Origin of the sequence: Thalassococcus arenae, assembly GCF_019104745.1 — a bacterium.
Taxonomy (GTDB): domain Bacteria; phylum Pseudomonadota; class Alphaproteobacteria; order Rhodobacterales; family Rhodobacteraceae; genus Thalassococcus_B; species Thalassococcus_B arenae.
Window position 1 is genome coordinate 1030439 of the sequence record NZ_JAHRWL010000002.1, and the last position, 24285, is coordinate 1054723.

At 65.8% G+C, this 24285-nt stretch carries 26 protein-coding genes; 13 read left to right on the top strand and 13 right to left on the bottom strand.

Annotation, left to right across the window (positions count from 1 at the left end; translation table 11 throughout):
- The first annotated feature begins 28 nt into the window (after window positions 1-28).
- From lptF to rsmA, 6 genes are read left to right on the top strand one after another with little or no spacing between them, the layout of a single operon-like run.
- Window positions 29-1165, top strand: coding sequence for an LPS export ABC transporter permease LptF (lptF, locus tag KUH32_RS16400; protein ID WP_348541134.1), 1137 nt, complete (start codon window positions 29-31; stop codon window positions 1163-1165).
- Window positions 1162-2256 carry an LPS export ABC transporter permease LptG gene (gene lptG / locus KUH32_RS16405; RefSeq protein WP_217779673.1) on the top strand — a complete coding sequence of 365 codons (1095 nt, stop codon included), beginning with the start codon at window positions 1162-1164 and terminating at the stop codon, window positions 2254-2256. Before lptF ends, lptG begins: the two co-directional genes overlap by 4 nt.
- Window positions 2256-4397 carry an LPS-assembly protein LptD gene (locus KUH32_RS16410; protein WP_217779675.1) on the top strand — a complete coding sequence of 714 codons (2142 nt, stop codon included), beginning with the start codon at window positions 2256-2258 and terminating at the stop codon, window positions 4395-4397. The genes lptG and KUH32_RS16410 overlap by 1 nt, the downstream gene beginning before the upstream one ends.
- Window positions 4385-5608 carry a peptidylprolyl isomerase gene (locus KUH32_RS16415; RefSeq protein ID WP_217779676.1) on the top strand — a complete coding sequence of 408 codons (1224 nt, stop codon included), beginning with the start codon at window positions 4385-4387 and terminating at the stop codon, window positions 5606-5608. Before KUH32_RS16410 ends, KUH32_RS16415 begins: the two co-directional genes overlap by 13 nt.
- On the top strand, window positions 5605-6576 hold the full coding sequence (gene pdxA / locus KUH32_RS16420; protein ID WP_217779677.1) for a 4-hydroxythreonine-4-phosphate dehydrogenase PdxA: 972 nt from the start codon (window positions 5605-5607) through the stop codon (window positions 6574-6576). The genes KUH32_RS16415 and pdxA overlap by 4 nt, the downstream gene beginning before the upstream one ends.
- A complete protein-coding gene (gene rsmA, locus KUH32_RS16425) occupies window positions 6573-7412 on the top strand; it encodes a 16S rRNA (adenine(1518)-N(6)/adenine(1519)-N(6))-dimethyltransferase RsmA (protein WP_217779678.1) in 840 nt (279 codons plus the stop codon). Before pdxA ends, rsmA begins: the two co-directional genes overlap by 4 nt.
- Window positions 7413-7418: 6 nt before the next feature.
- On the opposite strand, the gene KUH32_RS16430 is transcribed toward rsmA, so the two are convergent.
- From KUH32_RS16430 to KUH32_RS16455, 6 genes are all read right to left on the bottom strand, one after another.
- Entirely contained in the window at window positions 7419-8030 is a 612-nt protein-coding gene (locus tag KUH32_RS16430; protein WP_217779679.1) for a DUF4167 domain-containing protein, read from the bottom strand.
- A gap of 211 nt (window positions 8031-8241) precedes the next feature.
- A complete protein-coding gene (gene prmC, locus KUH32_RS16435) occupies window positions 8242-9087 on the bottom strand; it encodes a peptide chain release factor N(5)-glutamine methyltransferase (protein WP_217779681.1) in 846 nt (281 codons plus the stop codon).
- An 81-nt stretch (window positions 9088-9168) separates the two neighbouring features.
- Window positions 9169-10218 (bottom strand): peptide chain release factor 1, encoded by a 1050-nt coding sequence (gene prfA / locus KUH32_RS16440; protein ID WP_217779683.1) that lies wholly within the window; start codon window positions 10216-10218, stop codon window positions 9169-9171.
- Between the two features lie 31 nt (window positions 10219-10249).
- Window positions 10250-10660: a DUF1499 domain-containing protein gene (locus tag KUH32_RS16445; protein ID WP_217779860.1), complete on the bottom strand. Its 411-nt coding sequence runs from the start codon at window positions 10658-10660 to the stop codon at window positions 10250-10252.
- 144 nt (window positions 10661-10804) lie between these two features.
- Window positions 10805-11764: an agmatinase gene (gene speB, locus KUH32_RS16450; protein WP_217779685.1), complete on the bottom strand. Its 960-nt coding sequence runs from the start codon at window positions 11762-11764 to the stop codon at window positions 10805-10807.
- Window positions 11765-11791: 27 nt separating this feature from the next.
- A complete protein-coding gene (locus KUH32_RS16455) occupies window positions 11792-12952 on the bottom strand; it encodes a M20 aminoacylase family protein (protein WP_217779686.1) in 1161 nt (386 codons plus the stop codon).
- Window positions 12953-13009: 57 nt separating this feature from the next.
- Here KUH32_RS16455 and mazG point away from each other — a divergent pair, with 57 nt between their 5' ends.
- Together mazG and KUH32_RS16465 are read left to right on the top strand one after the other, a co-directional pair.
- Window positions 13010-13825, top strand: coding sequence for a nucleoside triphosphate pyrophosphohydrolase (mazG, locus tag KUH32_RS16460; RefSeq protein WP_217779687.1), 816 nt, complete (start codon window positions 13010-13012; stop codon window positions 13823-13825).
- Between the two features lie 85 nt (window positions 13826-13910).
- Complete coding sequence (locus tag KUH32_RS16465) at window positions 13911-14918, top strand: Fe(3+) ABC transporter substrate-binding protein (protein WP_217779688.1); 1008 nt, start codon at window positions 13911-13913, stop codon at window positions 14916-14918.
- 57 nt (window positions 14919-14975) lie between these two features.
- Here KUH32_RS16465 and KUH32_RS16470 read toward each other — a convergent pair whose 3' ends face one another.
- The 4 genes from KUH32_RS16470 to fabD all read right to left on the bottom strand — a co-directional run bounded on the left by KUH32_RS16470 (window position 14976) and on the right by fabD (window position 18087).
- Window positions 14976-15719: a 1-(5-phosphoribosyl)-5-[(5-phosphoribosylamino)methylideneamino]imidazole-4-carboxamide isomerase gene (locus KUH32_RS16470; protein ID WP_217779689.1), complete on the bottom strand. Its 744-nt coding sequence runs from the start codon at window positions 15717-15719 to the stop codon at window positions 14976-14978.
- A gap of 176 nt (window positions 15720-15895) precedes the next feature.
- Window positions 15896-16129, bottom strand: a complete 234-nt coding sequence (locus tag KUH32_RS16475; RefSeq protein WP_121898256.1) for an acyl carrier protein — start codon at window positions 16127-16129, stop codon at window positions 15896-15898.
- Window positions 16130-16314: 185 nt separating this feature from the next.
- Window positions 16315-17052 (bottom strand): 3-oxoacyl-[acyl-carrier-protein] reductase, encoded by a 738-nt coding sequence (gene fabG, locus KUH32_RS16480; protein WP_217779690.1) that lies wholly within the window; start codon window positions 17050-17052, stop codon window positions 16315-16317.
- 90 nt (window positions 17053-17142) lie between these two features.
- Window positions 17143-18087 (bottom strand): ACP S-malonyltransferase, encoded by a 945-nt coding sequence (fabD, locus tag KUH32_RS16485; RefSeq protein WP_217779691.1) that lies wholly within the window; start codon window positions 18085-18087, stop codon window positions 17143-17145.
- A gap of 155 nt (window positions 18088-18242) precedes the next feature.
- On the opposite strand from fabD, the gene KUH32_RS16490 reads away from it, so the two are divergent.
- On the top strand, window positions 18243-19433 hold the full coding sequence (locus KUH32_RS16490; protein WP_217779692.1) for a cytochrome b/b6 domain-containing protein: 1191 nt from the start codon (window positions 18243-18245) through the stop codon (window positions 19431-19433).
- A 116-nt stretch (window positions 19434-19549) separates the two neighbouring features.
- Here KUH32_RS16490 and KUH32_RS16495 read toward each other — a convergent pair whose 3' ends face one another.
- Window positions 19550-20119 (bottom strand): YceI family protein, encoded by a 570-nt coding sequence (locus KUH32_RS16495; protein WP_217779693.1) that lies wholly within the window; start codon window positions 20117-20119, stop codon window positions 19550-19552.
- Between the two features lie 109 nt (window positions 20120-20228).
- A complete protein-coding gene (locus tag KUH32_RS16500) occupies window positions 20229-20462 on the bottom strand; it encodes a hypothetical protein (protein WP_217779694.1) in 234 nt (77 codons plus the stop codon).
- 241 nt (window positions 20463-20703) lie between these two features.
- On the opposite strand from KUH32_RS16500, the gene rpsF reads away from it, so the two are divergent.
- The 4 genes from rpsF to KUH32_RS16520 all read left to right on the top strand — a co-directional run bounded on the left by rpsF (window position 20704) and on the right by KUH32_RS16520 (window position 22661).
- Window positions 20704-21060, top strand: coding sequence for a 30S ribosomal protein S6 (gene rpsF / locus KUH32_RS16505; RefSeq protein ID WP_217779695.1), 357 nt, complete (start codon window positions 20704-20706; stop codon window positions 21058-21060).
- A 17-nt stretch (window positions 21061-21077) separates the two neighbouring features.
- Window positions 21078-21305 carry a 30S ribosomal protein S18 gene (rpsR, locus tag KUH32_RS16510; protein WP_093029287.1) on the top strand — a complete coding sequence of 76 codons (228 nt, stop codon included), beginning with the start codon at window positions 21078-21080 and terminating at the stop codon, window positions 21303-21305.
- Between the two features lie 13 nt (window positions 21306-21318).
- On the top strand, window positions 21319-21942 hold the full coding sequence (rplI, locus tag KUH32_RS16515) for a 50S ribosomal protein L9 (RefSeq protein ID WP_217779696.1): 624 nt from the start codon (window positions 21319-21321) through the stop codon (window positions 21940-21942).
- 197 nt (window positions 21943-22139) lie between these two features.
- Entirely contained in the window at window positions 22140-22661 is a 522-nt protein-coding gene (locus KUH32_RS16520) for a GNAT family N-acetyltransferase (RefSeq protein ID WP_217779697.1), read from the top strand.
- Between the two features lie 287 nt (window positions 22662-22948).
- Here KUH32_RS16520 and tig read toward each other — a convergent pair whose 3' ends face one another.
- On the bottom strand, window positions 22949-24280 hold the full coding sequence (gene tig / locus KUH32_RS16525; protein WP_217779698.1) for a trigger factor: 1332 nt from the start codon (window positions 24278-24280) through the stop codon (window positions 22949-22951).
- Between the last annotated feature and the right edge of the window lie 5 nt (window positions 24281-24285).

The window sequence follows — 24285 nt, forward strand, 5'->3', positions numbered from 1 at the left end:
CCAATTGTCGCCTTGGGGGCTTCGTCGCGTGCAGCGATTCGACCGATATGTGCTGTCGCAGCTAATGGTGCTGTTCGGGTTCTTCGCCCTGGTTCTGGTGGCGGTCTACTGGGTCAACCGGGCGATCATCCTGTTCGACCGGCTGATCGCGGATGGCCATTCGGCGGGTGTGTTCCTGGAATTCACCGCATTGTCGCTGCCATCGGTGATCGGCCTTGTCCTGCCGATGGCGACCTTTGCCGCCTCGGTCTATGTCACCAACCGGATGAGCAACGAATCCGAGCTGACCGTGATCCAGTCGACGGGCATGTCACCCTGGCGACTGGGGCGGCCGGTGCTGGTCTTCGGGCTGATCGTGGCGGTCATGATGTCGATCCTGACGCATCTGCTGATCCCCAAGTCGCAGGAACAGCTGCGGCTGCGCGAACAGCAGATTTCGGGCTCGATCTCGGCCCGGCTGCTGCGCGAAGGAGTGTTCCTGCATCCCGACAAGGGCGTGACCTTTTTCGTGCGCGACATAAACGAGGCGGGCGAACTGCGTGACGTGTTCCTGTCGGACCGCCGTCAGGCGGATCGCACGATCACCTACACCGCGGACCGCGCCTTTCTGCTGAACGACGACGGCGGGACCAAGCTGGTGATGCTGGCCGGGCTCGCGCAGACGCTGAACGTCGCGCAGAACAGGCTTTCGACGACGAATTTCAACGACCTGACCTACGACATCTCGGGGCTGATCGCGCCGGGCAAACAGAAACGGCGCAAGATCGAATACATCCCCACGACCGAGTTGCTGACCCGGTCCGCGGCCGTTGCCGAGGAGGCGGACGAGACGCTGGGCGAAGTGCTGGAAGAGGCACACCTGCGGTTCCAGGGTCCGCTGCTGGCCGCGATCGCGGCGCTGATCGGCTATGCGACGCTGATGACCGGCGGCTTTTCGCGGTTCGGCGTGACCCGGCAGATCATCCTCGCGATCTTTCTGCTGGTGCTGGTCAAGTTGGTGGAAAGCGCGGTCACCGATCCGGTCCGCTCGAACGCCGCGCTCTGGCCGCTGGTCTACCTGCCGTCGCTGGTGGGGCTGGTCTTTGTGCTGGGCCTGCTGCGGCTGGCATCCCGGCCCTTTCGTCCGCGCCCGGTGCCGGCATCCGGCGACGAGGTGCCGGCATGATCCTGCACCGTTACTTCGCCCGGCGGTTCCTGTGGTTGTTCAGCGCGACCTTCCTGGTCTTCGCGATCTTCCAGGCACTGCTGGACCTGATCGACCAGTTGCGCCGGTTCGACGAGGACGTGCGCTTTGCCGACATCCTGCGTCTGACCGCGCTGAAACTGCCGGAAGGGATGTACCAGATCCTGCCGCTGGTGATGATCCTGTCGACGGTGGCGCTGTTTCTCGGTCTGGCGCGGTCGTCGGAACTGGTGGTGACACGGGCCTCGGGGCGTTCGGGGCTGGTGGCGCTGGTCGGTCCGGTGATCGTCGCCCTGCTGATCGGCTTTGCGGCGGTGGCGATGGTCAACCCGATCGTCGCGACCACGTCCAAGAAATACGCCGACCTTTCCGAACGGCTGCGCGGCGGCAACGTGTCGACCCTGTCGGTCGGCTCGGAAGGGCTGTGGCTGCGCCAGGGCGGACCGCAGGGACAGACGGTGATCCAGGCCCGCAGCGCCAATGCCGAGGCCACGGTGCTGTTCGACGTCAGTTTCCTGGCCTATGCCGCCGAAGGCGGGCCGATCAAGCGGATCGTGGCGAAATCCGCCCGGCTCGAGGACGGCGCCTGGGTGCTCAGTGACGCCAAGGCCTGGCCGCTTGCGGCCGGGCTGAACCCCGAGGCCGGCGCGCGCGAACACGCGCAGCTGCGCCTGCCCTCGACCCTGACCGAGGAAGACATCCGCGACCGCTTCGGCAAACCGTCCGCCATCGCGATCTGGGACCTGCCCGCTTTCATCGACGGGCTGGACGAAGCCGGGTTCTCGGCCCGGCGTCACGTCGTCTGGCTTCAGATGGAGCTGGCGCGGCCGGTTTTCCTGCTGGCGATGGTGCTGGTCGCGGCCGGTTTCACCATGCGGCATCCGCGGCTTGGGCGCACCGGCATTTCGGTATTGTCGGCGGTGCTGCTGGGCTTCGGGCTCTACTACGTGCGCAACTTCGCGCAGATCCTGGGCGAAAACGGACAGCTTCAGCCGATCCTGGCCGCCTGGGTGCCGCCGCTGGCGTCGCTACTGCTTGCCCTGGGACTGGTCCTGCAACGCGAGGACGGGTGATGCGTGCGCTGATCCTCTGCGTGCTGCTGCTGGTGATGACACCGCCCGCCGTGCATGCGCAGGACAGCAGCCCGGCCTTGCTGGTAGCCGACAGCGTGACCGTCGAGTCCGACAGCCGACTGATCGCCACCGGCAATGTCGAAGCGCTGCATGACGGCGTGCATCTATCCGCAACGCGCATCGTCTACGATCAGTCTTCGGACAGCGTCGTGATCGAGGGTCCGATCCGTCTGACCGACGCCGAAGGAACGATCCTGCTGGCCGACCAGGCACAACTGGACACCCGATTCCGCAACGGGCTGTTGACCGGTGCGCGGATGGTTCTGGACCAGCAGTTGCAACTGGCCGCCACCGAAGCGCGCCGCGAGGGACGCTATACGCAGTTGCGCAAGGTGGCTGTGACGTCGTGCCAGGTTTGCGGGTCCGACGGTGTTCCGTTGTGGCAGATCCGGGCCTCTCGGGTGATCCACGATCGGGACGAGCGGCAGCTCTATTTCGACGATGCGCAGTTCCGCGTGCTGGACGTGCCGGTGTTCTGGCTGCCGCGCCTGCGTCTGCCGGACCCCACCCTCAAACGCGCACCAGGATTCCTGATCCCGTCGATCCGATCGACCACGCTGCTGGGAACGGGCCTGAAACTGCCCTATTTCGTGCCCATCGGCGATCATCAGGACATCACCATCACGCCCTACCTGTCGCCGGTCACGCGAACGGTCGAACTGCGCTACCGTCGCGCCTTTCACAATGGCGATCTGACGGTGGACACGACGCTCAGTTCGGACAGCCTGCTGCCCGGCGAGGTGCGTGGTCTGTTCTTCGCCGAAGGCGCGTTCGACCTGCGCGACGGGTTCAAGCTGACCTTCGATATCGAGACGGTTTCGGACAACAGTTACATCAACGACTACGGCTATGCCGGCGGCGATCGACTGGATTCGGCGCTGGAGGTCAGCCGTGCGCGGCGCGACGATTTCATTGCAAGCAGCATCGTGCATTACGAATCCCTGCGCGAGACCGAAAACAACGCGACCCAGCCGACGATCATCGCCAATGCCCGCTATGAAAAACGGCTGTTCCCGTCGGCGCTTGCGGGTGAATTGCGGATCGGCGGCGTGGTGCACGGCCATTTCCGCTATTCCGACCGCGATTTCGACGGCGATGACGACGACACCGAAGTCGATGGCCGCGACGTGGCGCGGCTGAACGTGGATCTGAGCTGGCGCAACCGCTGGACCCTGATGGCGGGCATGCGTGCAGGGCTGACCACCCATCTCTGGCTGGATCGCTACGCCACGCGGCAGGACATCACGTCGGAGGCCGATGTCAGCCGCGCGACACTGGGCACGGCGCTGGAATTGCGCTGGCCGTTCGAACGTCGCGGCGCCCAAGGCGGACGGACGCTGGTGGAACCGGTGCTGCAATACGGCTGGACCGGCGGCGAACGCGCCGGCAACCCCAACGACGAAAGCACGCGGATCGAATTCGACGAAGGCAACCTGCTGAGCCTGTCGCGCTTTCCCGCGCAGGACCGCCGCGAACACGGTCAGACCCTGGCCGCCGGGCTGCGCTGGATGCATGCCGCGCCACAGGGCTGGCGTGCGGCGATGACCGTCGCGCGCATCTGGCGCGAAGAGGCCGATGGCGATTTCACCCGGTCGTCAGGGTTGGAGGGCGAGGTGTCGGACTGGCTGATCGCCGGGCGCTTCGCCAACGACGACGGCCTGTCGCTGACCGCGCGCGGTCTGATCGACGACAATGCGCGGTTTTCCAAGGCTGAGGCCCGGGCCGCCTGGTCCAATACGCGCGTCGAACTGGGCGCTTCCTACCTGTTGCTGGTCACCGATCCCGAGGAGGACCGCGACCAGGCGCAATCGGAATGGAGCTTCGACGGCGCCTACCGGTTCAACCGCCAGTGGACAGGTTCGACCGAGTGGCGTTACGACCTGGCCGACCAACGGCTTGACCGCGTGGGGCTTGGCTTGCAATACCGCAACGAATGCGTTGAGGTGGGGATGGGTGTTTCGCGCCGGTTCGCCTCGGCCAGCAACCTGGAACCGTCAACCGATTTCGACCTGACCGTCGCGCTGAAAGGGTTCGGCACGGGCGGCAGCGCGAAGGAGTACCGCCGGACATGCCGCAACTGACCGCTTTCATCCGAGCCGCCCTGGTGTTCGCCATCTTGGCGGCCAGCCCTGTGCCACTGGCCGCACAGGGCACGTTTTCGCCCGTGATCACGGTGAACGAAAGTTCGATCACCGGGTACGAGATCGAACAGCGGACGCTGATGCTGCGGGCGCTGAACGCCCCCGGTAATCACGCCACGCTGGCGCGCGAACAGCTGATCGACGACCGCTTGCGCCTGCAGGCCGCGCGTGACGCCGGCATCCGCCCCAACGAGGATGACGTCATCGACGGCATGTCCGAATTCGCCGGCCGCGCCAATCTCACCCGCGAGGAATTCGTCAGCGCGCTGGCACAGCGCGGCATCGCCGAACAGACCTTCCGCGATTTCGTTCTGGCGGGTGTCGCCTGGCGCGAACTGGTGCGCCAGCGCTTTGCCGGGCGCGCCAGTGTCAGCGAAGACGAGATCGATCGCGCCTTGGCGACACGCGGCAGCGGGTCGAACATCCGGGTGCTGCTGTCCGAGATCATAATGCCGATGCCGCCGGGAAGCGAAGACGAAGTGCAGGCCCGTGCCGCGCGGATCTCGCAAATCACCTCGCAATCGGAATTCTCGGCCGAGGCGCGGCGCTATTCGGCCACCGCGTCACGCGGCAATGGCGGACGCCTGCCCTGGCGCGACCTGACCGAACTGCCCCCGGTTCTCCAGCCGCTGATCATCGGGCTGCGTCCAGGCGAAGTGACGCAGCCGTTGACCATCCCCAACGCGGTGGCGCTGTTCCAGCTGCGCGAGATCGAAGAAACCGGGTTTTCCGCGCCCGAGATCGCGGCGGTCGAATACGCCGCCTATTACATGCCCGGCGGCCGGTCGCCGGAGACGCTTGCCCAGGCGCGCGTCCTGGCAAGCAAGGTCGACCGCTGCGACGATCTTTACGGCATCGCCCAGGGCCAGCCCGCCGAGGTGCTGGAACGCGGGTCGCTGCCCCCCGGCGACATACCGACCGACATCGCCATCGAGCTGTCCAAGCTCGATCCCGGCGAGGTATCCACCGCCCTGACCCGCGCCAACGGGCAGACGCTGGTGTTCCTGATGCTTTGCGGCCGGACCAACAAGATCGACGAAAACCTGGATCGCGAACAATTCACGCTTGGCCTGCGCAATCAGCGCATCGCGCGGCTGGCGGACGGTTACCTGGCCCAGTTGCGCGCCGACGCCCGCATCGTCGAACGATGACCCCGCTGCCCATCGCCGTGTCCTGCGGCGAACCGGCGGGGATCGGGCCGGAACTGGCCGAAGCCGCCTGGGCGCGGCTTCGGGCGACGCTGCCTTTCGTCTGGATCGGCGATCCGGCACATCTGCCCGGCGCGGTGCCGCATGTCGTCGTCCCTGATCCCTCCGAGGCGCCCGGTGCTTCCGAACGGGGTCTGCCGGTTCTGCCGCTGCGCTTCGACGGCGCACGCACCCCCGGTCAGCCGCAAGCGGCACAGGCCAAGGGCGTGGTTGCCGCGATCGAACGCGCCGTAGCGCTGGTGCAGTCCGGCGCCGCGCGGGCGATCTGCACCCTGCCGATCCACAAGCAGGCGCTGGCCGATGGCGCCGGTTTCGGCTTTCCGGGTCATACCGAATTCCTGTGTCACCTGGCCGGTGCCGACGACGTGGTCATGATGCTGGCCTCGGAGCAGTTGCGGGTGGTGCCGGTCACGATACATGTCGCGCTGGCCGACGTGCCGCGGGCGCTGACGGCCGACCTGCTGGAATCGCGTATCCGCATCACGCATGCCGCGCTGGTCACGCAATTCAACATCGCCTCGCCCCGGCTGGCAGTGGCCGGGCTGAACCCACATGCCGGCGAGGGCGGCAAGATGGGCCACGAAGAGATCGAGATCATCACACCGGTGCTGGAGCGGCTGCGCGCCGAGGGCATGGCCCTGACCGGCCCGCATTCCGCCGACACGCTGTTCCACGCCGCCGCCCGCACGCGCTATGACGCCGCCATCGCGATGTATCACGACCAGGCGCTGATCCCGATCAAGACGCTGGATTTCGACCGCGGCGTGAACGTGACGCTGGGCCTGCCTTTCGTCCGCACATCGCCCGATCACGGCACCGCCTTCGACATCGCGGGGACCGGCCGGGCGAACCCGGCCTCGTTCGTCGAGGCGCTGCGCCTCGCCGACCGGATGACCGGGGGCGCGGCATGAGCACCATCGACGGGCTGCCGCCGCTGCGCGAGGTGATCGCCGCACACGGTCTGTCGGCGAAAAAGGCCTTGGGGCAGAATTTCCTGCTGGACCTGAACCTGACGGCCAAGATCGCGCGACAGGCGGGCGATCTGAGCGGGTTCGACGTGTTCGAGGTCGGCCCCGGCCCCGGCGGATTGACCCGCGGTCTGCTGGCCGAGGGCGCGCGCCGGGTTCTTGCCGTGGAAAAGGATGCCCGGTGCCTGCCGGCGCTGGCCGAGATCGCCGCGGCCTATCCGGGCCGGCTGGAGGTCATCAACGCCGACGCGCTGACGGTCGACCTGGCCGAACACCTGACCCCGCCCATCGCGGTGGTGGCCAACCTGCCCTACAACGTGGGCACCGAATTGCTGGTGCGCTGGCTGACACCGCCTGCCTGGCCGCCGGTCTGGCACAGCCTGACGCTGATGTTCCAGCGCGAGGTTGCCGAACGCATCACCGCCCGGCCGGGTGGAAAGGCCTATGGAAGGCTGGCCATCCTGGCGCAATGGCGCTGCGAGGCCCGCATCGTGATGACATTGCCGCCCGAAGCCTTTACCCCGCCGCCCAAGGTCAGCTCGGCGGTGGTGCACCTGCGCGCCTTGCCCGAACCGCGCTATCCCGCTGATCCGGCGGTGCTGGAAAAGGTGGTTGCGATGGCCTTCAACCAGCGGCGCAAGATGTTGCGTTCGGCGCTGAAGGGGCTGGACCGGGACATCGAGGCGCACCTGGTGGCGGCCGGGATCGCACCGACCGAACGGGCCGAACAGGTATCCCTCGAGCGGTTCTGTGCCCTGGCGCGATCGCTGGCAGGCTAGGAGGGATTATTCGGCGGCGTCGGGCGCGTCTTTGGCGGCCGCTGCATCCGAAGCCGGATCGGTCTTCTTGCGGCGGGGCGCGCGGGGCTTTTTCGGCTTTTCCGCCTTGGCCTCGTCGGGCTTGGCTTCGGAACGGCTTTCGGGCGTGTCCACCAGGCCCGGACCTTCCTCGTCGCCGCCAAGGTCGAACACATCGCCCTGCTGACGGTCGGGGTCGTTCCGGCGGGGCTGACGTTCCTGACGGGGCTGTTCGTCGGGCTGATCGTCCGACGGGTCGCCGCGCGTGGCATCGCGCTCGGCCCGTTCGCGATCCCGCTGCGCCTGACGCTCGCGGTTCTCGCGCTCTTGCTGTTCGCGACGCGCATCCTGTTCCTTCTGCGCTTCGCTCAGAAGGCGCAGGTAGTGTTCGGCATGTTGCTGGAAATTCTCGGCGGCAACGCGATCATTGCCCAGGGCCGCATCGCGGGCCAGCTGGTTGTACTTATCGATGATCTGCTGCGGCGTGCCGCGTACCTTGCCCTCGGGGCCGCTGCTGTCGAACACGCGGTTGACGACGTTGCCGAGTGTGTTGCGGTTGCGGTTCGACTTCGACCGCGATCGGGACTTCGATTGGCGCATGGTAAACGAATTTCAGCCTTTGGTCTGACTGTTTGGCGGTCCGCGTGGCGCTGTGGCACCGGGTTTGCGGATCGCTGCATTGTTTGGCTTGCCGCTGCGCGGGACCGCCCGAAGGCATCCACCGCGTCAACTGTTTCGTGCTAACCATGCCAGACCGTGTTGGGCAAGCGATAATTCGACGAATCCGGCGGAATTTCGCGAAAAAGCCTGTTCATGTGTGGATTCGGACGCCGCTGACCACCCTTGGACGGCCATCCAGGTCGGGGATGACGCGGACCCGATCAAAGCCGGCGCGGCGCAGCAACCCCGCCACGGCACGGCCCTGGGTGGCGCCGATTTCCAGCAAGAGCCGCCCGCCGGGTTCAAGGAATTCCGGCGCCCGGGCAGCGATTTCGCGATAGGCGGTCAGCCCGTCAGCCTCGTCGGTCAGGGCCATGCGCGGTTCGTGGTCGCGCAGTTCGGGCGCCAGACCCGGCATTTCGTCGGCGGCGATGTAGGGCGGGTTCGAGACGATCAGGTCGAACCGGCGGCCGATATCCTCCAGCGGCGCGAACCAGCTGCCCAGCTCGAGTGCCGCGCGCGGCTCGAGCCGCAAGGCATTGCGGTTCCAGAACGCCACATCCAGCGCTTCGCGGCTGAGATCGGTGCCGATGCCCCAGCTGTCTTCGCGTTCCATCAGCAGGGTGAGCAGGATGCAACCGGAGCCGGTGCCCAGATCGAGAACGGAGACGAAGGGCTGGGACAAGGCCGCCTCGATCAGCGTTTCGGTTTCGGGACGCGGATCGAGAACGTCCCTGGTGACGATGAATTCCCGGCCGTAGAACAGCCGCCGTCCGGTCAGATGACTGACCGGCACCCGGTCGGCACGACGTTCTATCATGGCATTGAAGATCACCGTAAGCTGCGGCTCGACCTCTTCGGGCAGGAACAGCGTCAGCCGGCCGGGCGGGACCTTGAGCACATGAGCCAGCAGGCGCCGCGCATCGCGCCCGGCGTCCGGAACGCCGGCCTGCGTCAGCGTCGCGGTGCCCCGCGCCAGAAGATCAGCACCGCGCATCGCCGTTCCCGGTCTCCAGCCGCAAATTCCTTGCGAGGAATTTGCAAATTTCGGTGGCGAAATTTGCCGCCCGCGGCATGCTCAGCCCTCCATCTCGGCCAGCAGCGCCGCCTGGTGTTCGGCGATCAGCGCGTCGATGATCTCGTCCAGGTCGCCCGCCATGATCTGATCCAGCCGGTACAGCGTCAGCCCGATGCGGTGATCGGTCATCCTTCCCTGGGGAAAGTTGTAGGTGCGGATGCGTTCCGAGCGGTCGCCCGAGCCCACCTGCGCCTTGCGGTCGGCGGACCGCGCATCGGCGGCTTTCTGGCGCTCCAGGTCGAACAGCCGCGCGCGCAGCACCTGCATGGCGATCTCGCGGTTGCGGTGCTGGCTTTTCTCGGAACTCGTCACCACGATCCCGCTGGGGATATGGGTGATCCGCACCGCCGAATCCGTGGTGTTGACGTGTTGCCCGCCGGCGCCAGAGGCGCGCATCGTGTCGATGCGGATATCGGCGGGGTCGATGCGGATGTCGACCTCCTCGGCCTCGGGCAGCACCGCTACCGTCGCCGCCGAGGTGTGGATGCGCCCGCCGCTTTCGGTTTCCGGCACCCGCTGCACCCGGTGCACGCCGCTTTCGAACTTGAGCCGGGCGAAGACGCCGTCGCCGGCGATGCGCACCACCAATTCCTTGAGCCCACCCAACTCGGTCGGCGTCTCGTCGATCACCTCCCACCGCCATCCGCGCGCCTCGGCATAGCGCTGGTACATGCGCGCCAGGTCCGCCGCGAACAGCGCCGCCTCCTCCCCCCCCGTGCCGGGGCGGATCTCCAGCATTGCCGCGCGGCTGTCGGCGGCGTCGCGCGGCAAAAGCGCCAGTTGAACGGCGCGTTCGAGCTCCGGCAGACGGGCCTGGAGCGCGGGCAGTTCCTCTTCGGCCAGAGCCTTCATCTCGGGGTCGGCCAGCATCGCGCGCGCCTCGGCGATATCGCTCTGGGCCTGTTCCCATTCGGCAATCACGCCGACCACCGGGCGCAACTCGGCATATTCGCGGCCCAGGGCCGCGATGTCGCCTTCGCCCGTGGCCATGCGCGCCTCGACATATTCGAGACGTTCCTTGATCTGTTGCAGGCGGTCGGTCGGGATCATGCGCGCAGATGCACATGGGCGCAGGCCGGGGTCAATCCCCGGGCTGCGTCTCGAGGGCTGCCAGCCAGCCTTCGACGCGGGCCTTGTTCACGCCGAAATCCGACTGGCCGAATCGCAACCGCGAGAACAGCTCGAGATGGTCGTCGGTGAACTGCACGGTGGTATAGTCGGGAAAGCCCATCCATTGCGACCGCGTGACATAGGTGGCGCGGCCCTCGGCCGGGCTTCCGGCCAGCAATTCGGTGCGCGGCGTGGCCAGGATGATGCCATGCAGGCGTTCGAAAGTGTCCAGCCCGCCATCGATCCGGCGACGAACGCCACCGGTCAGATCCTGGTCCGAAGCGACCATCGGATCGACATGCCAGACCGCGACATCCGACGGCGCGAAGCGGATCCAGGCCAGCCCGCCCACGATCAGGATCACGATCAGCCAAAAGACCATGCGCACGGTTCCCGTCCTTTTTCCCGGCTGGCTCGACAGCGGCCAGTGCCCATCCCCGCCGGTCTGAGTGTCATGTTTCCGCGTCAAGGCAAAGAGGCGCCGAGCGAATTCGTGCCGATCGGCAAGGGATCGCCAGAGGCCGGCTCAGCGTCGGGTCCAGCCCCACAGGCAGCACAGGTCGGTGGCGACATGGGCGGCGGCGATGGCGGTGATGCCGGCGTGGTCGAAGGGCGGTGAAACCTCGACCACGTCGCCGCCCACCATCTCGATGCCCGCCAGGGCACGCAGCATCACTGCGGCCTGCTGGCTGGTCAGCCCGCCCCAGACCGGCGTGCCGGTCCCCGGCGCAAAGGCGGGATCCAGCGCATCGATGTCGAAGGTCAGATAGACCGGGCGACCGGCGACGATTTCGCGCGCCTGTTCGGCCACCGCCAGCGGACCCAATGCCTGCACATCGCGGGCGTCGAAGATTCGGAACCCCAGCGTGTCGGGATTTTCGGTGCGGATGCCGATCTGAACCGACCGTTCGGGATCGACCAGCCCTTCCTGCACCGCCTTGTAGAGAAACGTGCCGTGGTCGACGCGGGCCGGATCGTCGTCGGCCCAGGTGTCGGTATGGGCGTCGAACTGGATCACCGACATCGGCCCGCATTGCGCGGCATGGGCGCGAAGGCATCCCAACGTGACCGAATGATCGCCACCAAGCGCCACGCAGGCCGCACCCTGGTCGAGAATGCCCGCCACATGCGCCTCGATCCGTTCGGGCACCTCGGAGGGCTGGGCATAGTCGAAAGCCATGTCGCCGTAATCGGCGATGGCGAATTCGCTCAGCACGTCATAGCCCCAGCCATAGGGCGCGTCGCAGGGTTGGAGCAGCGATGCCTCGCGGATCGCCCGCGGCCCCAACCGCGTGCCGGGCCGGTTCGTCACCGCCTGGTCGAAGGGCAGCCCGGTTACCGCGATGTCCACCCCGGTCAGATCCTTGGTATACCGCCGCCGCAGAAAGGACGCCGCCCCGGCGAAGACGTTCTCGAAACTCGGACCCTTCAGGTCGTCGCGGGTAAAGGCGTGGTCGATCTGGGTCTTGGCGTCTTCGAGAGCCATGGTCGGGCCTTTCTCTTTCCGGGAACGTCAGGTGCGCAAGGGCTGGCGCCGTTCCACCAATCGGGCGAAGAACGACGCGCCGACCGGGGCGATGGCGTCGTTGAAATTGAACTTCGGATGGTGCACCGACGGCCCCTTGCCCTGCCCGAGGAACAGGAAGGCGCCGGGCCGGGCCTGAAGCATGTACGAGAAATCCTCGGCACCCATTTCCGGCGCGAGATCGGTCACGACATCGGGCGTGATTTCGCGCGCGACGCCTGCGGCGAATTCCGCCTGTTCGGCGTGATTGATCGTCGCGGGATAGGACCGCTGGTAATCCAACTCGGCCGAAACGCCATAGCTGGCCGCCTGCCCCGCCACGATTTCGCCGATGCGGCGTTCGGCCAGGTCGCGCAGCGCCGGGTCGAGCGTGCGCACCGTGCCGCCAAGGGTAACGGTTTCGGGGATGATGTTGCTGGCGGTGCCGCCTGCGATCATCGTCAGCGACACCACGACAGGGCTTAGCGCCGGGGCGTTGCGCGACACGATCGTCGGCAGGGCCTGACCGATGGCCAGCGCGCAGGGCATCGGATCGCGGGTGCTGTCGGGATAGGCGGCGTGCCCGCCCTTGCCGGTCACGGTGATGCGGAAGTCATCCACCGCCGCCATGATCGGCCCCGGACAGGTGCGCATTTCCCCGGCATCGGCAAAGGGGTCGGTGTGCAGGGCATAGACCTCGGATATGCCGAAGCGGTCCATCATGCCCTCTTCGACCATGATGCGCCCACCGCCGATGGTTTCCTCGGCCGGCTGAAAGATCAGCGCGACCGAGCCTGCGAAATTCCGCGTCTCGGCGAGGTAACGCGCGGCTCCCAGCAGCATCGCGGTATGCCCGTCGTGACCGCAGGCATGCATCCGCCCAGGCACGGTCGAGGCATAGGCCACGCCGGTTTCCTCCTGCATCGGCAGCGCGTCCATGTCGGCGCGCAAGCCCGTCACCGGCCCGTCGCCCTGTCCGCGGATGATCGCCACGACGCCGCTGGTGGCAAGGCCTTCGTGAATCTCGTCTACGCCGAATTCGCGCAGACGCTCGGCCACGAAGGCGGCGGTCTGGTGGCAGTCCAGCCCCAATTCGGGATGCGCGTGGATGTGCTGGCGCCAGGCCGCCATGTCGGGTCCGAATTCGGCGATGCGGTTCACGATGGGCAAGGCTGGACTCCTCGGGTCAGGTGCCGCACATCTGAGGCCAAAAGGAGCCCATGCGCAATGTCCGATGACCTGGTCCACGACCCAAAGGGCGGGATGCCCCGGCTGATCGAGATCATGCGCCGCCTGCGCGACCCGCAAACCGGCTGTCCCTGGGACATCGAACAGGATTTCGCTTCCATCGCGCCCTATACGATCGAAGAGGCCTACGAGGTGGCCGACGCCATCGAACGGCAGGCCTGGGACGAGTTGAAGGGCGAGTTGGGCGATCTGCTGCTGCAATCGGTCTATCACACGCAGATGGCCGACGAGGCGGGGCTGTTCACCTTCGACGACGTGGCCAACGCGATCTCGGACAAGATGGTCGCGCGACATCCGCATGTCTTCGGCGACGAGAGCCGGGACAAATCGGCCGAGCAGCAGGTTCAGGACTGGGAACGCATCAAGGCCGCGGAACGCGCCGGACAGAAACAGCGCGGCGTATTGGATGGCGTGGCCAAGGGCCTGCCGGCGCTGATGCGGGCGGTCAAGCTGCAGAAGCGCGCGGCGCGGGTCGGGTTCGACTGGCCATCCACGGACGAGGTGATCGACAAGCTGGTGGAAGAGGCCGACGAACTGCGCCACGCCACCGACCCCGATCACATCCGCGAGGAATTCGGCGATCTGCTGTTCGTGGTGGCGAACCTGGCCCGGCACCTGGACATCGACCCCGAAGAGGCGTTGCGCGGCGCCAATGCGAAATTCGTGCGGCGTTTCGAAGCGATAGAGGCGGCGCTGGCCAGGCAGGGGCGGCGGCCGGAAGACAGCGATCTGGCGGAAATGGACGCGCTGTGGGACGCGGCGAAGGCCCGCGACAAGGCGTCCCGGAATACCTGACTTTTCTATTCGGGTATTGACCTGAGCATTTTAGTCGGAAATAACGGGCGCATCGAATGTCACCGACGCCCAGAAGGAGTTTCCGATGAATCTGCGTCTTGCCGTTTCGGCCCTGGCTCTTGCCGCCACCGCCGCCCCTGCCCTGGCCGAAGAGGTCAACATCTATTCCTATCGCCAGCCCGAGCTGATCCAGCCGCTGACCGATGCCTTTACCGAAGCAACGGGCATCAAGGTCAACGTGGCCTTCCTGGAAAAGGGGATGGTCGAACGGCTCCAGGCCGAAGGCAGTCGTTCGCCTGCCGACCTCATCTTCACGGTCGACATCTCGCGCCTGGCCGCGGCGGTCGACGCAGGGCTGACCCAGCCGGTCGACAGCGAGATGCTGCGCGCCAACGTGCCGGACGCCTATCACGACCCGGGTGGCCACTGGTGGGGCCTGACCACCCGCGCCCGCATCGTCTATGCCAGCAAGGACCGGGTCGATCCGTCCGAAGTGACCACCTACGAGGATCTGGCCGACCCCAAGTGGCAGGGCCGCATCTGCACGCGCTCGGGCACCCATGAATACACCGTCGCGCTGGTGTCCGCGGTGATCCACCACCACGGCGAAGAGGCCGCCAAGGCCTGGCTGGAAGGCGTCAAGGCCAACCTGGCCCGCAAGCCGCAGGGCAATGACCGCGCGCAGGTCAAGGCGATCTGGTCGGGCGAATGCGACATCAGCCTGGGCAACACCTATTACATGGGCAAGATGCTGGAAGACGCCGAACAGGCGGAATGGGCCAATTCGGTCAATGTGCTGTTCCCGACCTTCGAAGGCGCGGGCACGCATGTGAACATTTCGGGCGTGGCGATGACCAAATCGGCGCCGAACAAGGACAACGCCCTGAAAATGATGGAATTCCTGACCTCGAAGGAGGCGCAGGAAATCTATGCGGCCGCGAATTACGAATACCCCATCGCGCCGGGATCCGAGCCGGTCGAACTGGTTCAGGGCTGGGGCGCCTTCACCGCCGACGACGTCAACCTGATGACCATCGCCAGCCACAGCGCGGCCGCCCTGCGGCTGGTCGAAGAAGTGGATTTCGACGGCTGAGCGGCGGTCCACGCAGCACGACGCGAAAGGGCGCCTCACCGGGCGCCCTTTCTTGCGTTACTGGAATTCGGCAACCGCTTCGCCGCTGGAGCGGGCGATCTTCAAGGCGTCTGCAAGCGTGAAGACCTGCCGCATCAGGGCACGGCCGACGATCGCCCCGGCGACGTTCGGCACGTAGTGCAGCCGTGAAATATCGTCGAGGCTGTTGACCACGCCACTGGCGATGACCGGATGGCGGGTTTCGGCCGCTAGGCCGGTGATCAGACCCAGTTGGGCGTCGACCTGCGCGTCGTCGTTGTCGATATCGGTGACGATCACCGAGGCCAGCGGATCGGTGGCGAAGGACGCAAGAAAGCTGTTGGGATCCAGCGCGCTGGCCTCGTTCCAGCCATGTGTGACCAGCTTGCCACCGCGAATGTCCAGGCTGAGCGCGATCATCGCGGGATGCGCCTTGGCCAGTGCCTTGACAACCTGAGGCGCCTGCGCCGCAAGCGTTCCGATGACAACCTGTCCGGCGCCGCGGTCGATCCAGTGCTCGGCGCGCTCGCGCGACCGGATTCCGCCGGCGACCTGGACCGGGATCCCGGCCTTGCGGATGATTTCCTCGATCAGGGCATCGTTCTGCGTGCCGCCGGCGATCGCATCGAAATCGGTGATGCGCATGAGTTCAGCGCCATCGCCGGCAAAGGACTGCGCCGTGGCCACCGGATCGACATGCCAGATTTCGGCATCGTCCAGCCGGCCCTTGCGCAGGCTGACGCTGCGGCCGCTCTTCAGTTCGATGGTCGGTATGATCTGCATGGCATCCCCCACCTGCATCGGCGCCGCGATCCGGCGCCTGTCTGCGGAGTATAACACGATCACGCGCCGCCATCGCCGCGCTGCGACGACCCGCAGACCAAAAGCGAAACCGCGACGAAAAACGGCGCCCGTTGGGGGCGCCGTCGAAATCGTGGCGTTTGCCGCCGGAACCTGTCTTACGACGCTTCCTTGATGAACTTCACCGCATCGCCAAAAGTCTGAATGGTCTCGGCTGCGTCGTCCGGGATCTCGATGCCGAACTCTTCTTCGAAGGCCATCACCAGCTCGACCGTGTCGAGGCTGTCGGCGCCCAGATCGTCGATGAACGAGGCGTTCTCGGTCACCTTGTCCTCTTCCACGCTCAGATGCTCGACCACAATCTTTTTCACGCGATCCGCGATGTCGCTCATGTCTCGTCCTCACTTCTGGGGCCAAGGGCCCTGTTCGCCGTCGCCCCGCAGGGGGTGGCACCGATTGCCCGTCCGGGCGGTTTGATGACCCGTCGCCGGGCGTGGTGGGTTTCCCCGTCCCGCGGGCCTATAGCACAGGCGGCGGGGATGGCAAATGCTTTCGCATGCTGCACTTGCAGCCGATTTCAGAGCATCGCCATACCGCCGTTGACGTGCAGCGTGGCGCCCGTCACATAGGCGGCTTCGGGGCTGGAAAGATACAGCACCGCCGCGGCGATTTCCTCGGGCGTGCCCATGCGCCCGGCGGGCACCTTGGCAAAAATCGACTGTTTCTGGTCGTCGGTCAGCTTGGTCGTCATCGCGGTTTCGATGAAGCCCGGCGCAACCGCGTTGACGGTGATCCCGCGGCTGGCGACCTCGTAGGCGAGCGATTTGGACATGCCGATCATCCCGGCCTTGGACGCGGCATAGTTGCCCTGGCCCGGATTGCCGATGGCCCCGACAACAGACGAGATGTTCACGATCCGGCCCCAGCGGGATTTCATCATGCCGCGCAGCACGCCCTTGCAGAGCTTGAAGGTGGCGGTGAGGTTCACGTCAAGGACGCTTTGCCATTCCTCGTCCGACATCCGCATGAAAAGGTTGTCGCGGGTGATGCCGGCGTTGTTCACCAGGATATCGACCGCCCCCATCGCTTCGGCCGCCTGTTTGGGCAGCGCGGCGACCGCATCGGGGTCGGACAGGTTGCAGGGCAGCACGAAGCATCGGTCGCCCAGGTCCGCCGCCAGCGCCTGCAGCGGTTCGGTCCGGGTGCCGGACAGGCCGACACTCGCCCCGGCCTGGTGCAGGGCATGCGCGATCGCCCCGCCGATTCCACCCGATGCGCCGGTGATCAGCGCCGATTTTCCCGTCAGATCGAACATGTGGTTCCTTCCCAAGCTGCGGCCGCGGCGCGACCGGCAAAAGTCTTGTGAGACTTTTGCAAGACTTTTCGCAAAAAGTCTTGCTCCGCTTCAGCCGTCGGCAAGGGCTTGCGCGGCGGCGGTCACATCCGCCGCGTTTCCGACATTGCCCACCGATGCCTCGCGGACGATGCGGCGGACCATGCCCGACAGCGCCTTGCCCGCGCCGATTTCCCAGAACGACGTCACGCCCTGCCCGGCCATCCACTCGACCGACTCGCGCCAGCGCACGGCACCGCAGATCTGCGCGACCAGCAGCGCGCGGATGGTTTCGGGGTCGCTGACCGCCTCGGCACGGACATTCGACACCACGGGCACCGTCGGGGCATGGATCGTCACGTCCGCCAGGGCCGCCTGCATGACCTCCGCCGCGGGCTGCATCAGCGTGCAATGGAAAGGCGCGCTGACCGGCAGCATCAAGGCCCGCTTGGCACCGGCTTGCTTGGCCAGGTCGACCGCCCGTTCCACCGCCGCCTTGTCGCCCGAGATCACCACCTGAGCGGGATCGTTGTCATTGGCCGCCGCGCAGACCGCGCCCTGCGCCGCCTGATCGGCGACGGCGCGCACCGCGGCCAGGTCAAGTCCGAGAATGGCCGCCATCGCGCCCTGTCCGACCGGAACGGCGGCCTGCATCGCCTTGCCCCGAGCGCGCAACAGCCGGGCCGCGTCGGCGATGCTGAAGGCACCCGCCGCGGTCAATGCCGAATACTCACCCAGCGAATGGCCCGCGACAAAGGCCGCCGCATCGATCGCGACGCCCTCGGCCTGAAGCGCGCGCATCGCTGCCAGTGAGGTCGCCATCAGCGCGGGCTGGGCGTTCTCGGTCAGCGTCAGCGTTTCGATCTCGCCTTCCCAGATCAGCGCCGACAGCTTTTCGCCCAGAGCGTCATCGACCTCGTCGAACACCGCGCGCGCCGCCGGGTAGGCTTCGGCCAGGTCACGGCCCATGCCGATGGTCTGGGCGCCCTGTCCCGGAAAGATGAATGCTCGGCTCATGACCCGCCCCTTGTGCTCCTGTCCCTCTGAGGCCGGGTGGATACAGCCTGCCGCTCTCGGGTGCAACGCCCCTGCACGGTTGCTGTGCAGGAACGAAGATTGCGCGCCGGGCCCGATCCGCTAGCTAGGAAGACAAGCCGAAGATGGAGCCCGACATGGCACTGACGAACACCGCGAAGCGCTATGGCAGCGTGGCCAAAGTCTTTCACTGGACCATCGCGTTCGGCATCCTGGCCGCCATCCCGCTGGGTATTCTCGCCAACGGCGCGCCCTTCGACACGCCCGAGGCGCTGGCCCGCAAGGCCTGGCTGTTTTCGGTGCACAAGACGCTGGGGGTGACGATCTTCTTCGTTGCACTGGCCCGGATCGGTTGGGCGTTGAGCCAGCCGAAACCGGCACCGCTGCATCCCGAACGGCGGCTGGAAACGCTGCTGGCCGAAGTGGTGCACTGGCTGCTTTACGGTTCGCTGGTGCTGGTGCCGGCGACCGGCTGGATGCATCACGCCGCGACCGAAGGCTTCGCACCGATCTGGTGGCCGTTCGGGCAAAACCTGGCCTTCGTGCCTGAAAGCAAGGCATGGGCCGAAACCACCGCTGCGCTGCATATCGTGTTCGAACGGGTATTGGTGGTTGCGGTTCTGCTGCATGTCGCGGGCGCCGTGAAACACGCGATCATCGACCGCGACGAAACGCTGGCGCGCATGTTGCCTGGCAGGACAGAGGCGGGCAGCGACACCCGTGGCGGCCATCTGATCGCGCCCATCGCGGCCGTGGCGGTCTGGGCCGGGGCGCTTGGAATCGGCGCTGGTCTGGGCGTTTTCGAGCACGAGGCGAGCGCCGCGCAGGTCGCCGCGCTTGAAGCCGTCGACAGCGACTGGCAGGTCGAAAGCGGAACGCTGACGATCACCGTGCAGCAGCTCGGCAGCGCCGTGTCTGGGCAGTTCGCCGACTGGACTGCCGATATCACGTTCGACGAAAGCGCGGGCACCGGCACGGTGACGGTCGAGGTCGCGATCGCCTCGCTGACGCTTGGGTCGGTCACAAGCCAGGCCATGGGGCCCGACTATTTCGACGCCGGGCAATTTCCCACCGCGCGTTTCGAAGCGGATATCGCACCGTCCGAGACCGGGTTCGTCGCCGCTGGCAGTCTGCGCATCCGCGGCACCGATCTGCCTGTCACCCTGCCCTTCGAGATGACTGTCGTGGACGGCAAGGCGGACATGCAGGGCCAGGTCACGCTGGACCGTCGCGCCTTCGGGATCGGCGACACGATGACGGATGCCTCGCAGCTTGGTTTCGACGTGATCGTCGACGTGGCGGTGACGGCTGCGCGGGCCGAAAACTGAAGCCGAGGCCGATATCGACGCCCGTCCACAGGATCGGCGGCACGCAGGATCACGGTTGCGCCAAACCAAACGACCCCGCCCGGTCCCGGGCGGGGTCGCCTGCATGATGCGGGGGCTCAGTCGGCCTTGGACGCCTCGACCGAGATCTGCACCTGAACCTCGTCGCCGACGAAAGGCGCGAAGGCACCGACGTTGAAGTCGGACCGCAGGAGCGTCGTCGTGGCATCGAACCCGGCCCAGGGCTTTTTCGCCATCGGGTGTTCGCCGGTCTGGTTGAGCGTTGCGGCAAGCACGACGGGCTTGGTCACACCGTTCAGCGTCAGGTCGCCGGTGATGTCGGCGGTGTTCTCGCCGGTCACCTCGATCGCGGTCGAGGTGAAGGTGACCATCTCATCCGCGTCCGCGCCGAAGAAATCGCCGGACATGAAGTGCTCGAACCGGGCTTCCCAGCCGGTGAACATGCTGCGGACCGGGAACGACACGGATACCGAAGATGCGGCAGGGTTTTCCTGGTCGAACTGGATCTCGCCCTCGAAGCCCGAGAACATGCCCCAGGTGGTCGAGTAGCCGAGGTGGTCGTAGGAAAACAGGATCTGGCTGTGGCTGGAATCCAGAACATAGGTTTCGGCGGCCTGGCCGATGACTGGCAGTGCGGCAAGCGCCGAAGCGAATAGCAGGGATTTCATGTCGGGCATCCTTTGGGTTGCTGTGGATGCCAGAAAACTGACCTATTCGGCCGCGGCTTCAATTCGCCGGATTCAAACAGGGTCTGTGGAATTCCGAACAAAGACCGCGCTAGCGGCGCAGAACGGTCAGGCAGCACAGGCCCGACAGCAGCATGAACAGCGACAAACCGAGCTTGAGCAGCGACATTTCGGGGTAACGAATGTCGCCCGGCACCAGCCAGATGCCAAAGGCCGATGCCGTCAGGGCAACCCCGACGATCGACACGATCAGGCGTGTCACGACATCGGGCTGCGTATTCTCGATGTGGATCGTTCGCTTGCGCTGCGTCTTCGTTTCGGCCACGGATTCGCCCTCGTTGCTACGGTTCCAAGAAAAACCCCTAAAATCGGCGACAATACGGCACGGCTTGGGCAAAGCGGCGAACCGGCGGAAAGGCGCCGCGAAACGCTTGCGCCGCGGGGCGAAGCGTGTAAAAGGCACCATCCTTCCGCGGCACTATTCACCGCGCAGTCTCTCGTGGGCCGGGAGCGGAAGGCGAAAACCCGGGCCCTATGAAATGCGCCTTGACAGAACCGGAGAGCACATGCCGCTTTACGAGCATGTTTTCATCGCGCGCCAGGACCTTTCCCCGGCGCAGGCCGAAAGCCTCATCGAACACTTTGGCACCGTCCTTGCCGACAATGGCGGCAAACTCGTCGAGAACGAGTATTGGGGCGTCAAGACGATGGCCTACAAGATCAACAAGAACCGCAAGGGCCACTACGCCTTTCTGCGCACCGATGCACCGGCCGAAGCCGTGCAGGAGATGGAGCGCCTGATGCGGCTGCATGACGACGTGATGCGCGTGCTGACCATCAAGGTCGACGCCCACGAGGAAGGCCCCTCGGCACAGATGCAGAAACGCGACGAACGCGGCGACCGCCGCGAACGCCGGGCCTGAGGAAAAGGAGCTAACCCATGGCAGCCAAACCGTTTTTCCGCCGCCGCAAGGTCTGCCCCTTCTCGGGGGACGATGCGCCGAAGATCGACTACAAGGACACCAAGCTGTTGCAGCGCTACATTTCCGAGCGCGGCAAGATCGTGCCCAGCCGCATCACCGCGGTGTCGGCCAAGAAGCAGCGTGAGCTGGCCCGTGCGATCAAGCGCGCCCGCTTTCTCGCCCTGCTGCCCTACGCCGTGAAATAAGGAGGGAAGACCCATGCAAGTCATTCTTCTCGAACGCGTGGCCAAGCTGGGCCAGATGGGCGACATCGTCGATGTCCGCCCGGGCTATGCGCGCAACTACCTGCTGCTGCAGGGCAAGGCGCTGACCGCATCCAAGGAAAACATCGCCCAGTTCGAAGCGCAGAAGGCGCAGCTCGAGGCGCGCAACCTCGAGACCAAGAAAGAGGCCGATGCGATGGCCGCCAAGCTGGACGGTCAGAAGTTCATCGTGATTCGCCAGGCTTCGGACGGCGGCGCGCTCTATGGTTCCGTCACCACCCGTGACGCCGCGGACGTGGCCACCGAAGCGGGCTTCAGCCTTGATCGCAAGCAGGTGCTGATCACCCGCCCGATCAAGGAACTGGGCCTGCACGAGGTCGAGGTTCACCTGCACCCCGAAGTGATGGTCACGATCACCCTGAACGTCGCGCGGTCGCCCGAGGAGGCCGAATTGCAGGCTTCGGGCAAGACCATTCAGGAAGCCGCCGCCGAGGAAGAGGCACAGGCCGAATTCGAGATCGCGGAGCTGTTCGACGACATCGGCTCGGCCGCGACGGACGATGCCGACCTTGTCCCGACACCGGAAGCCGCGAACGAAGGCGAAGACGAACAGCCCTGAGCGGATCGCCAGAACAAAGCCAAAGGCCGCGGGATCAGCCCGCGGCCTTTTTCGTTTGGGGAACCCGGAGCGAGTGACAGGACCGAGCCCTTCCCGAAGACCGCATCGGTCCGTTCGATTGACGTCTTTCGGCTGAACGCGATCGGTCGCTAGACTGGTCCTGACTGAACCCATTTCCGCAACCGGAAAAGCATCCGATGCAAAAACTCACGACCGCACCCACGCTGACGACGCTCCGACTGGTTCTACGCGGGCCCGTGCGGGAAGATCTGCCAGTGTTCACCCGATTCATGACAAGTGCCCCGTCCATGGTCGCCCTGCGAGAGACGGTCACGGCCGAACAGGCCTGGTTCGGATTCCTGGCCGGTATTGGCCATTGGCATTGGCACGGCTTCGGCTTTTTCACTGTGGTTGACCGGCAGACAGGGCATCCCGTCGGCCGAGTGGGCTTGATCAAACATTCGAACTGGCCGGACGTGGAACTGGCATGGCACCTGTTCGAAGGCGCGGAAGGAAACGGATTTGCCACCGAAGCTGCGATGGCCGTCAAGACATGGGCCCGTGAGCAACTGGGTTTGGAGAGCCTGCACAGCTACATCGACCGGCAGAATACGCGTTCGCAGGCCGTGGCAAAGCGGCTTGGTGCCGTCACGGACGGAACACGGGCCCTGCATGAACCGGACGCGGAGGTGTGGGTGCACGCAGTGCGACGCCATTGAACCGAAAGGCCGAAAGCCGTCGCCTATTCCCGGGAAATCGCATCGCTGCCCTGTCGGGTTTCCTCGAGAACCGGTTCGATCGTGCCCACGTCGCGATGGATGGTTTTCGCCGACAAGCACGGGGGCCAGTCGCACGACCCGCGCAAAGGCAGACGCAGCGCTCGCTTTCAGTCTGGCAGACCGATCTGGCAAAAGGCCGAGTTGTCCGTGCAGTCAGCATCGGCACGTCGCCGCCGGAAAAAAAAGCGGGCCCGAAGGCCCGCCTGTGATCGCCGCGGGATGCGGGATTATTCGTCGTCCAGCGCCTCGACCGCCTTTTGCAGGTCTTCCTTCGAAACCTTCTTTTCGGACACTTTCGCAGCTTCGGCGATCTGGTCGATCACCTTGTCTTCGAAGATCGGCGCGCGCAGTTGCTGCTGCATCTGCGGGTTCTGCCGGACGTAATCGAAAAAGGCGCGTTCCTGGCCCGGATACTGACGGGCCTGGTTCATGATCGCCTGGGTCATCTCGGAATCGGTGACCTCGATTTCCGACTTCTGACCCAGATCGGCCAGCAGCAGACCCAGCCGCACCCGGCGCACGGCCAGTTTGTTGTGCTCCTCGGTCGGCTCGATATCGGGGTGATCGTGGCCGTGCACGTCGGGGTTTTCCTCGTGCCACAATTGATGCGCGATCTGTTTGGCTTCGGCTTCGACCAGGGTCGGCGGCAGGTCGAAATCCACCAGCTTGTCCAGTTCGTCGAGGATCGCGCGCTTCATCACCTGGCGGGCGGCTCCGGCGTATTCGGCCGACAGCCGGTCGCGGATCTGCCCCTTGAGGGCGTCGAGATCCTCGGCGCCGAATTTCTTGGCCAGTTCGTCGTCGATCGCGGCTGCGACCGGTTCCTTGACGGCCTTGACCGTCACCTCGAAAACCGCGTCCTTGCCGGCTAGGTGCTCGGCACCGTATTCATCGGGGAACTTGACCTCGACATCCTTCTTGTCGCCGGCCTTGACGCCGACCAGCTGCTCTTCGAAGCCGGGAATGAAGCTGCCCGAACCGAGCGTCAGCGGGTAATCCTCGGCTGCGCCGCCCTCGAAGGCTTCGCCGTCGACCTTGCCCAGGAAGTCGATGACCACCTGGTCGCCGTCCTTGGCCTTGGCGCCCTTCTTGCGATCCTTGAAATCCTGCGCGGTCTCGGCCAGCGACGCCAGCGCCTCGTCCACGTCGGCTTCGGCCGGTTCGACCACCAGGCGCTGAACCTTGATCTTGGAAGTGTCGAGTTCGGGCACCTCCGGCAGCGCCTCGTAGGTCATCTCGACATGCACGTCGTCGCCTTCCTTCCAGTCCTCGTTGGTCATCTTGACCTGAGGCTGGAGCGCCGGGCGGTCGCCGCTTTCCTCGAAATGCTTGTTCATGGCGCCGTCGATGGTTTCCTGCATCGCCTCGCCCAGCAGGCGCTGGCCGAACTGCTTTTTCAGCAGCGGCAGGGGCACCTTGCCCTTGCGAAAGCCCTTCATCTCGATGTCGGGCTGCGCCTCGACCAGCTTTTCCATGACCTTGTCTTCGAGCTGTTTGGCGGTGACCGTGATGGCGTAGCCGCGCTTGAGACCGTCCTTGAGTGTTTCGGTGACCTGCATGTCGT

Excerpts from the sequence above, each read along its gene's own strand:
- rplI (WP_217779696.1), top strand. The coding sequence starts at position 21,319 with ATGCAAGTCATTCTTCTCGAACGCGTGGCCAAGCTGGGCCAGATGGGC.
- speB (WP_217779685.1), bottom strand. The coding sequence starts at position 11,764 with ATGGCTCTCGAAGACGCCAAGACCCAGATCGACCACGCCTTTACCCGC.
- prmC (WP_217779681.1), bottom strand. The coding sequence starts at position 9,087 with ATGCGCGGTGCTGATCTTCTGGCGCGGGGCACCGCGACGCTGACGCAG.
- pdxA (WP_217779677.1), top strand. The coding sequence starts at position 5,605 with ATGACCCCGCTGCCCATCGCCGTGTCCTGCGGCGAACCGGCGGGGATC.
- rsmA (WP_217779678.1), top strand. The coding sequence starts at position 6,573 with ATGAGCACCATCGACGGGCTGCCGCCGCTGCGCGAGGTGATCGCCGCA.
- KUH32_RS16445 (WP_217779860.1), bottom strand. The coding sequence starts at position 10,660 with ATGGTCTTTTGGCTGATCGTGATCCTGATCGTGGGCGGGCTGGCCTGG.
- lptG (WP_217779673.1), top strand. The coding sequence starts at position 1,162 with ATGATCCTGCACCGTTACTTCGCCCGGCGGTTCCTGTGGTTGTTCAGC.
- KUH32_RS16430 (WP_217779679.1), bottom strand. The coding sequence starts at position 8,030 with ATGCGCCAATCGAAGTCCCGATCGCGGTCGAAGTCGAACCGCAACCGC.
- KUH32_RS16465 (WP_217779688.1), top strand. The coding sequence starts at position 13,911 with ATGAATCTGCGTCTTGCCGTTTCGGCCCTGGCTCTTGCCGCCACCGCC.
- rpsF (WP_217779695.1), top strand. The coding sequence starts at position 20,704 with ATGCCGCTTTACGAGCATGTTTTCATCGCGCGCCAGGACCTTTCCCCG.
- prfA (WP_217779683.1), bottom strand. The coding sequence starts at position 10,218 with ATGATCCCGACCGACCGCCTGCAACAGATCAAGGAACGTCTCGAATAT.
- rpsR (WP_093029287.1), top strand. The coding sequence starts at position 21,078 with ATGGCAGCCAAACCGTTTTTCCGCCGCCGCAAGGTCTGCCCCTTCTCG.
- KUH32_RS16415 (WP_217779676.1), top strand. The coding sequence starts at position 4,385 with ATGCCGCAACTGACCGCTTTCATCCGAGCCGCCCTGGTGTTCGCCATC.
- KUH32_RS16410 (WP_217779675.1), top strand. The coding sequence starts at position 2,256 with ATGCGTGCGCTGATCCTCTGCGTGCTGCTGCTGGTGATGACACCGCCC.
- KUH32_RS16475 (WP_121898256.1), bottom strand. The coding sequence starts at position 16,129 with ATGAGCGACATCGCGGATCGCGTGAAAAAGATTGTGGTCGAGCATCTG.
- fabG (WP_217779690.1), bottom strand. The coding sequence starts at position 17,052 with ATGTTCGATCTGACGGGAAAATCGGCGCTGATCACCGGCGCATCGGGT.
- KUH32_RS16520 (WP_217779697.1), top strand. The coding sequence starts at position 22,140 with ATGCAAAAACTCACGACCGCACCCACGCTGACGACGCTCCGACTGGTT.
- KUH32_RS16490 (WP_217779692.1), top strand. The coding sequence starts at position 18,243 with ATGGCACTGACGAACACCGCGAAGCGCTATGGCAGCGTGGCCAAAGTC.
- KUH32_RS16495 (WP_217779693.1), bottom strand. The coding sequence starts at position 20,119 with ATGAAATCCCTGCTATTCGCTTCGGCGCTTGCCGCACTGCCAGTCATC.
- KUH32_RS16470 (WP_217779689.1), bottom strand. The coding sequence starts at position 15,719 with ATGCAGATCATACCGACCATCGAACTGAAGAGCGGCCGCAGCGTCAGC.
- mazG (WP_217779687.1), top strand. The coding sequence starts at position 13,010 with ATGTCCGATGACCTGGTCCACGACCCAAAGGGCGGGATGCCCCGGCTG.
- fabD (WP_217779691.1), bottom strand. The coding sequence starts at position 18,087 with ATGAGCCGAGCATTCATCTTTCCGGGACAGGGCGCCCAGACCATCGGC.
- tig (WP_217779698.1), bottom strand. The coding sequence starts at position 24,280 with ATGCAGGTCACCGAAACACTCAAGGACGGTCTCAAGCGCGGCTACGCC.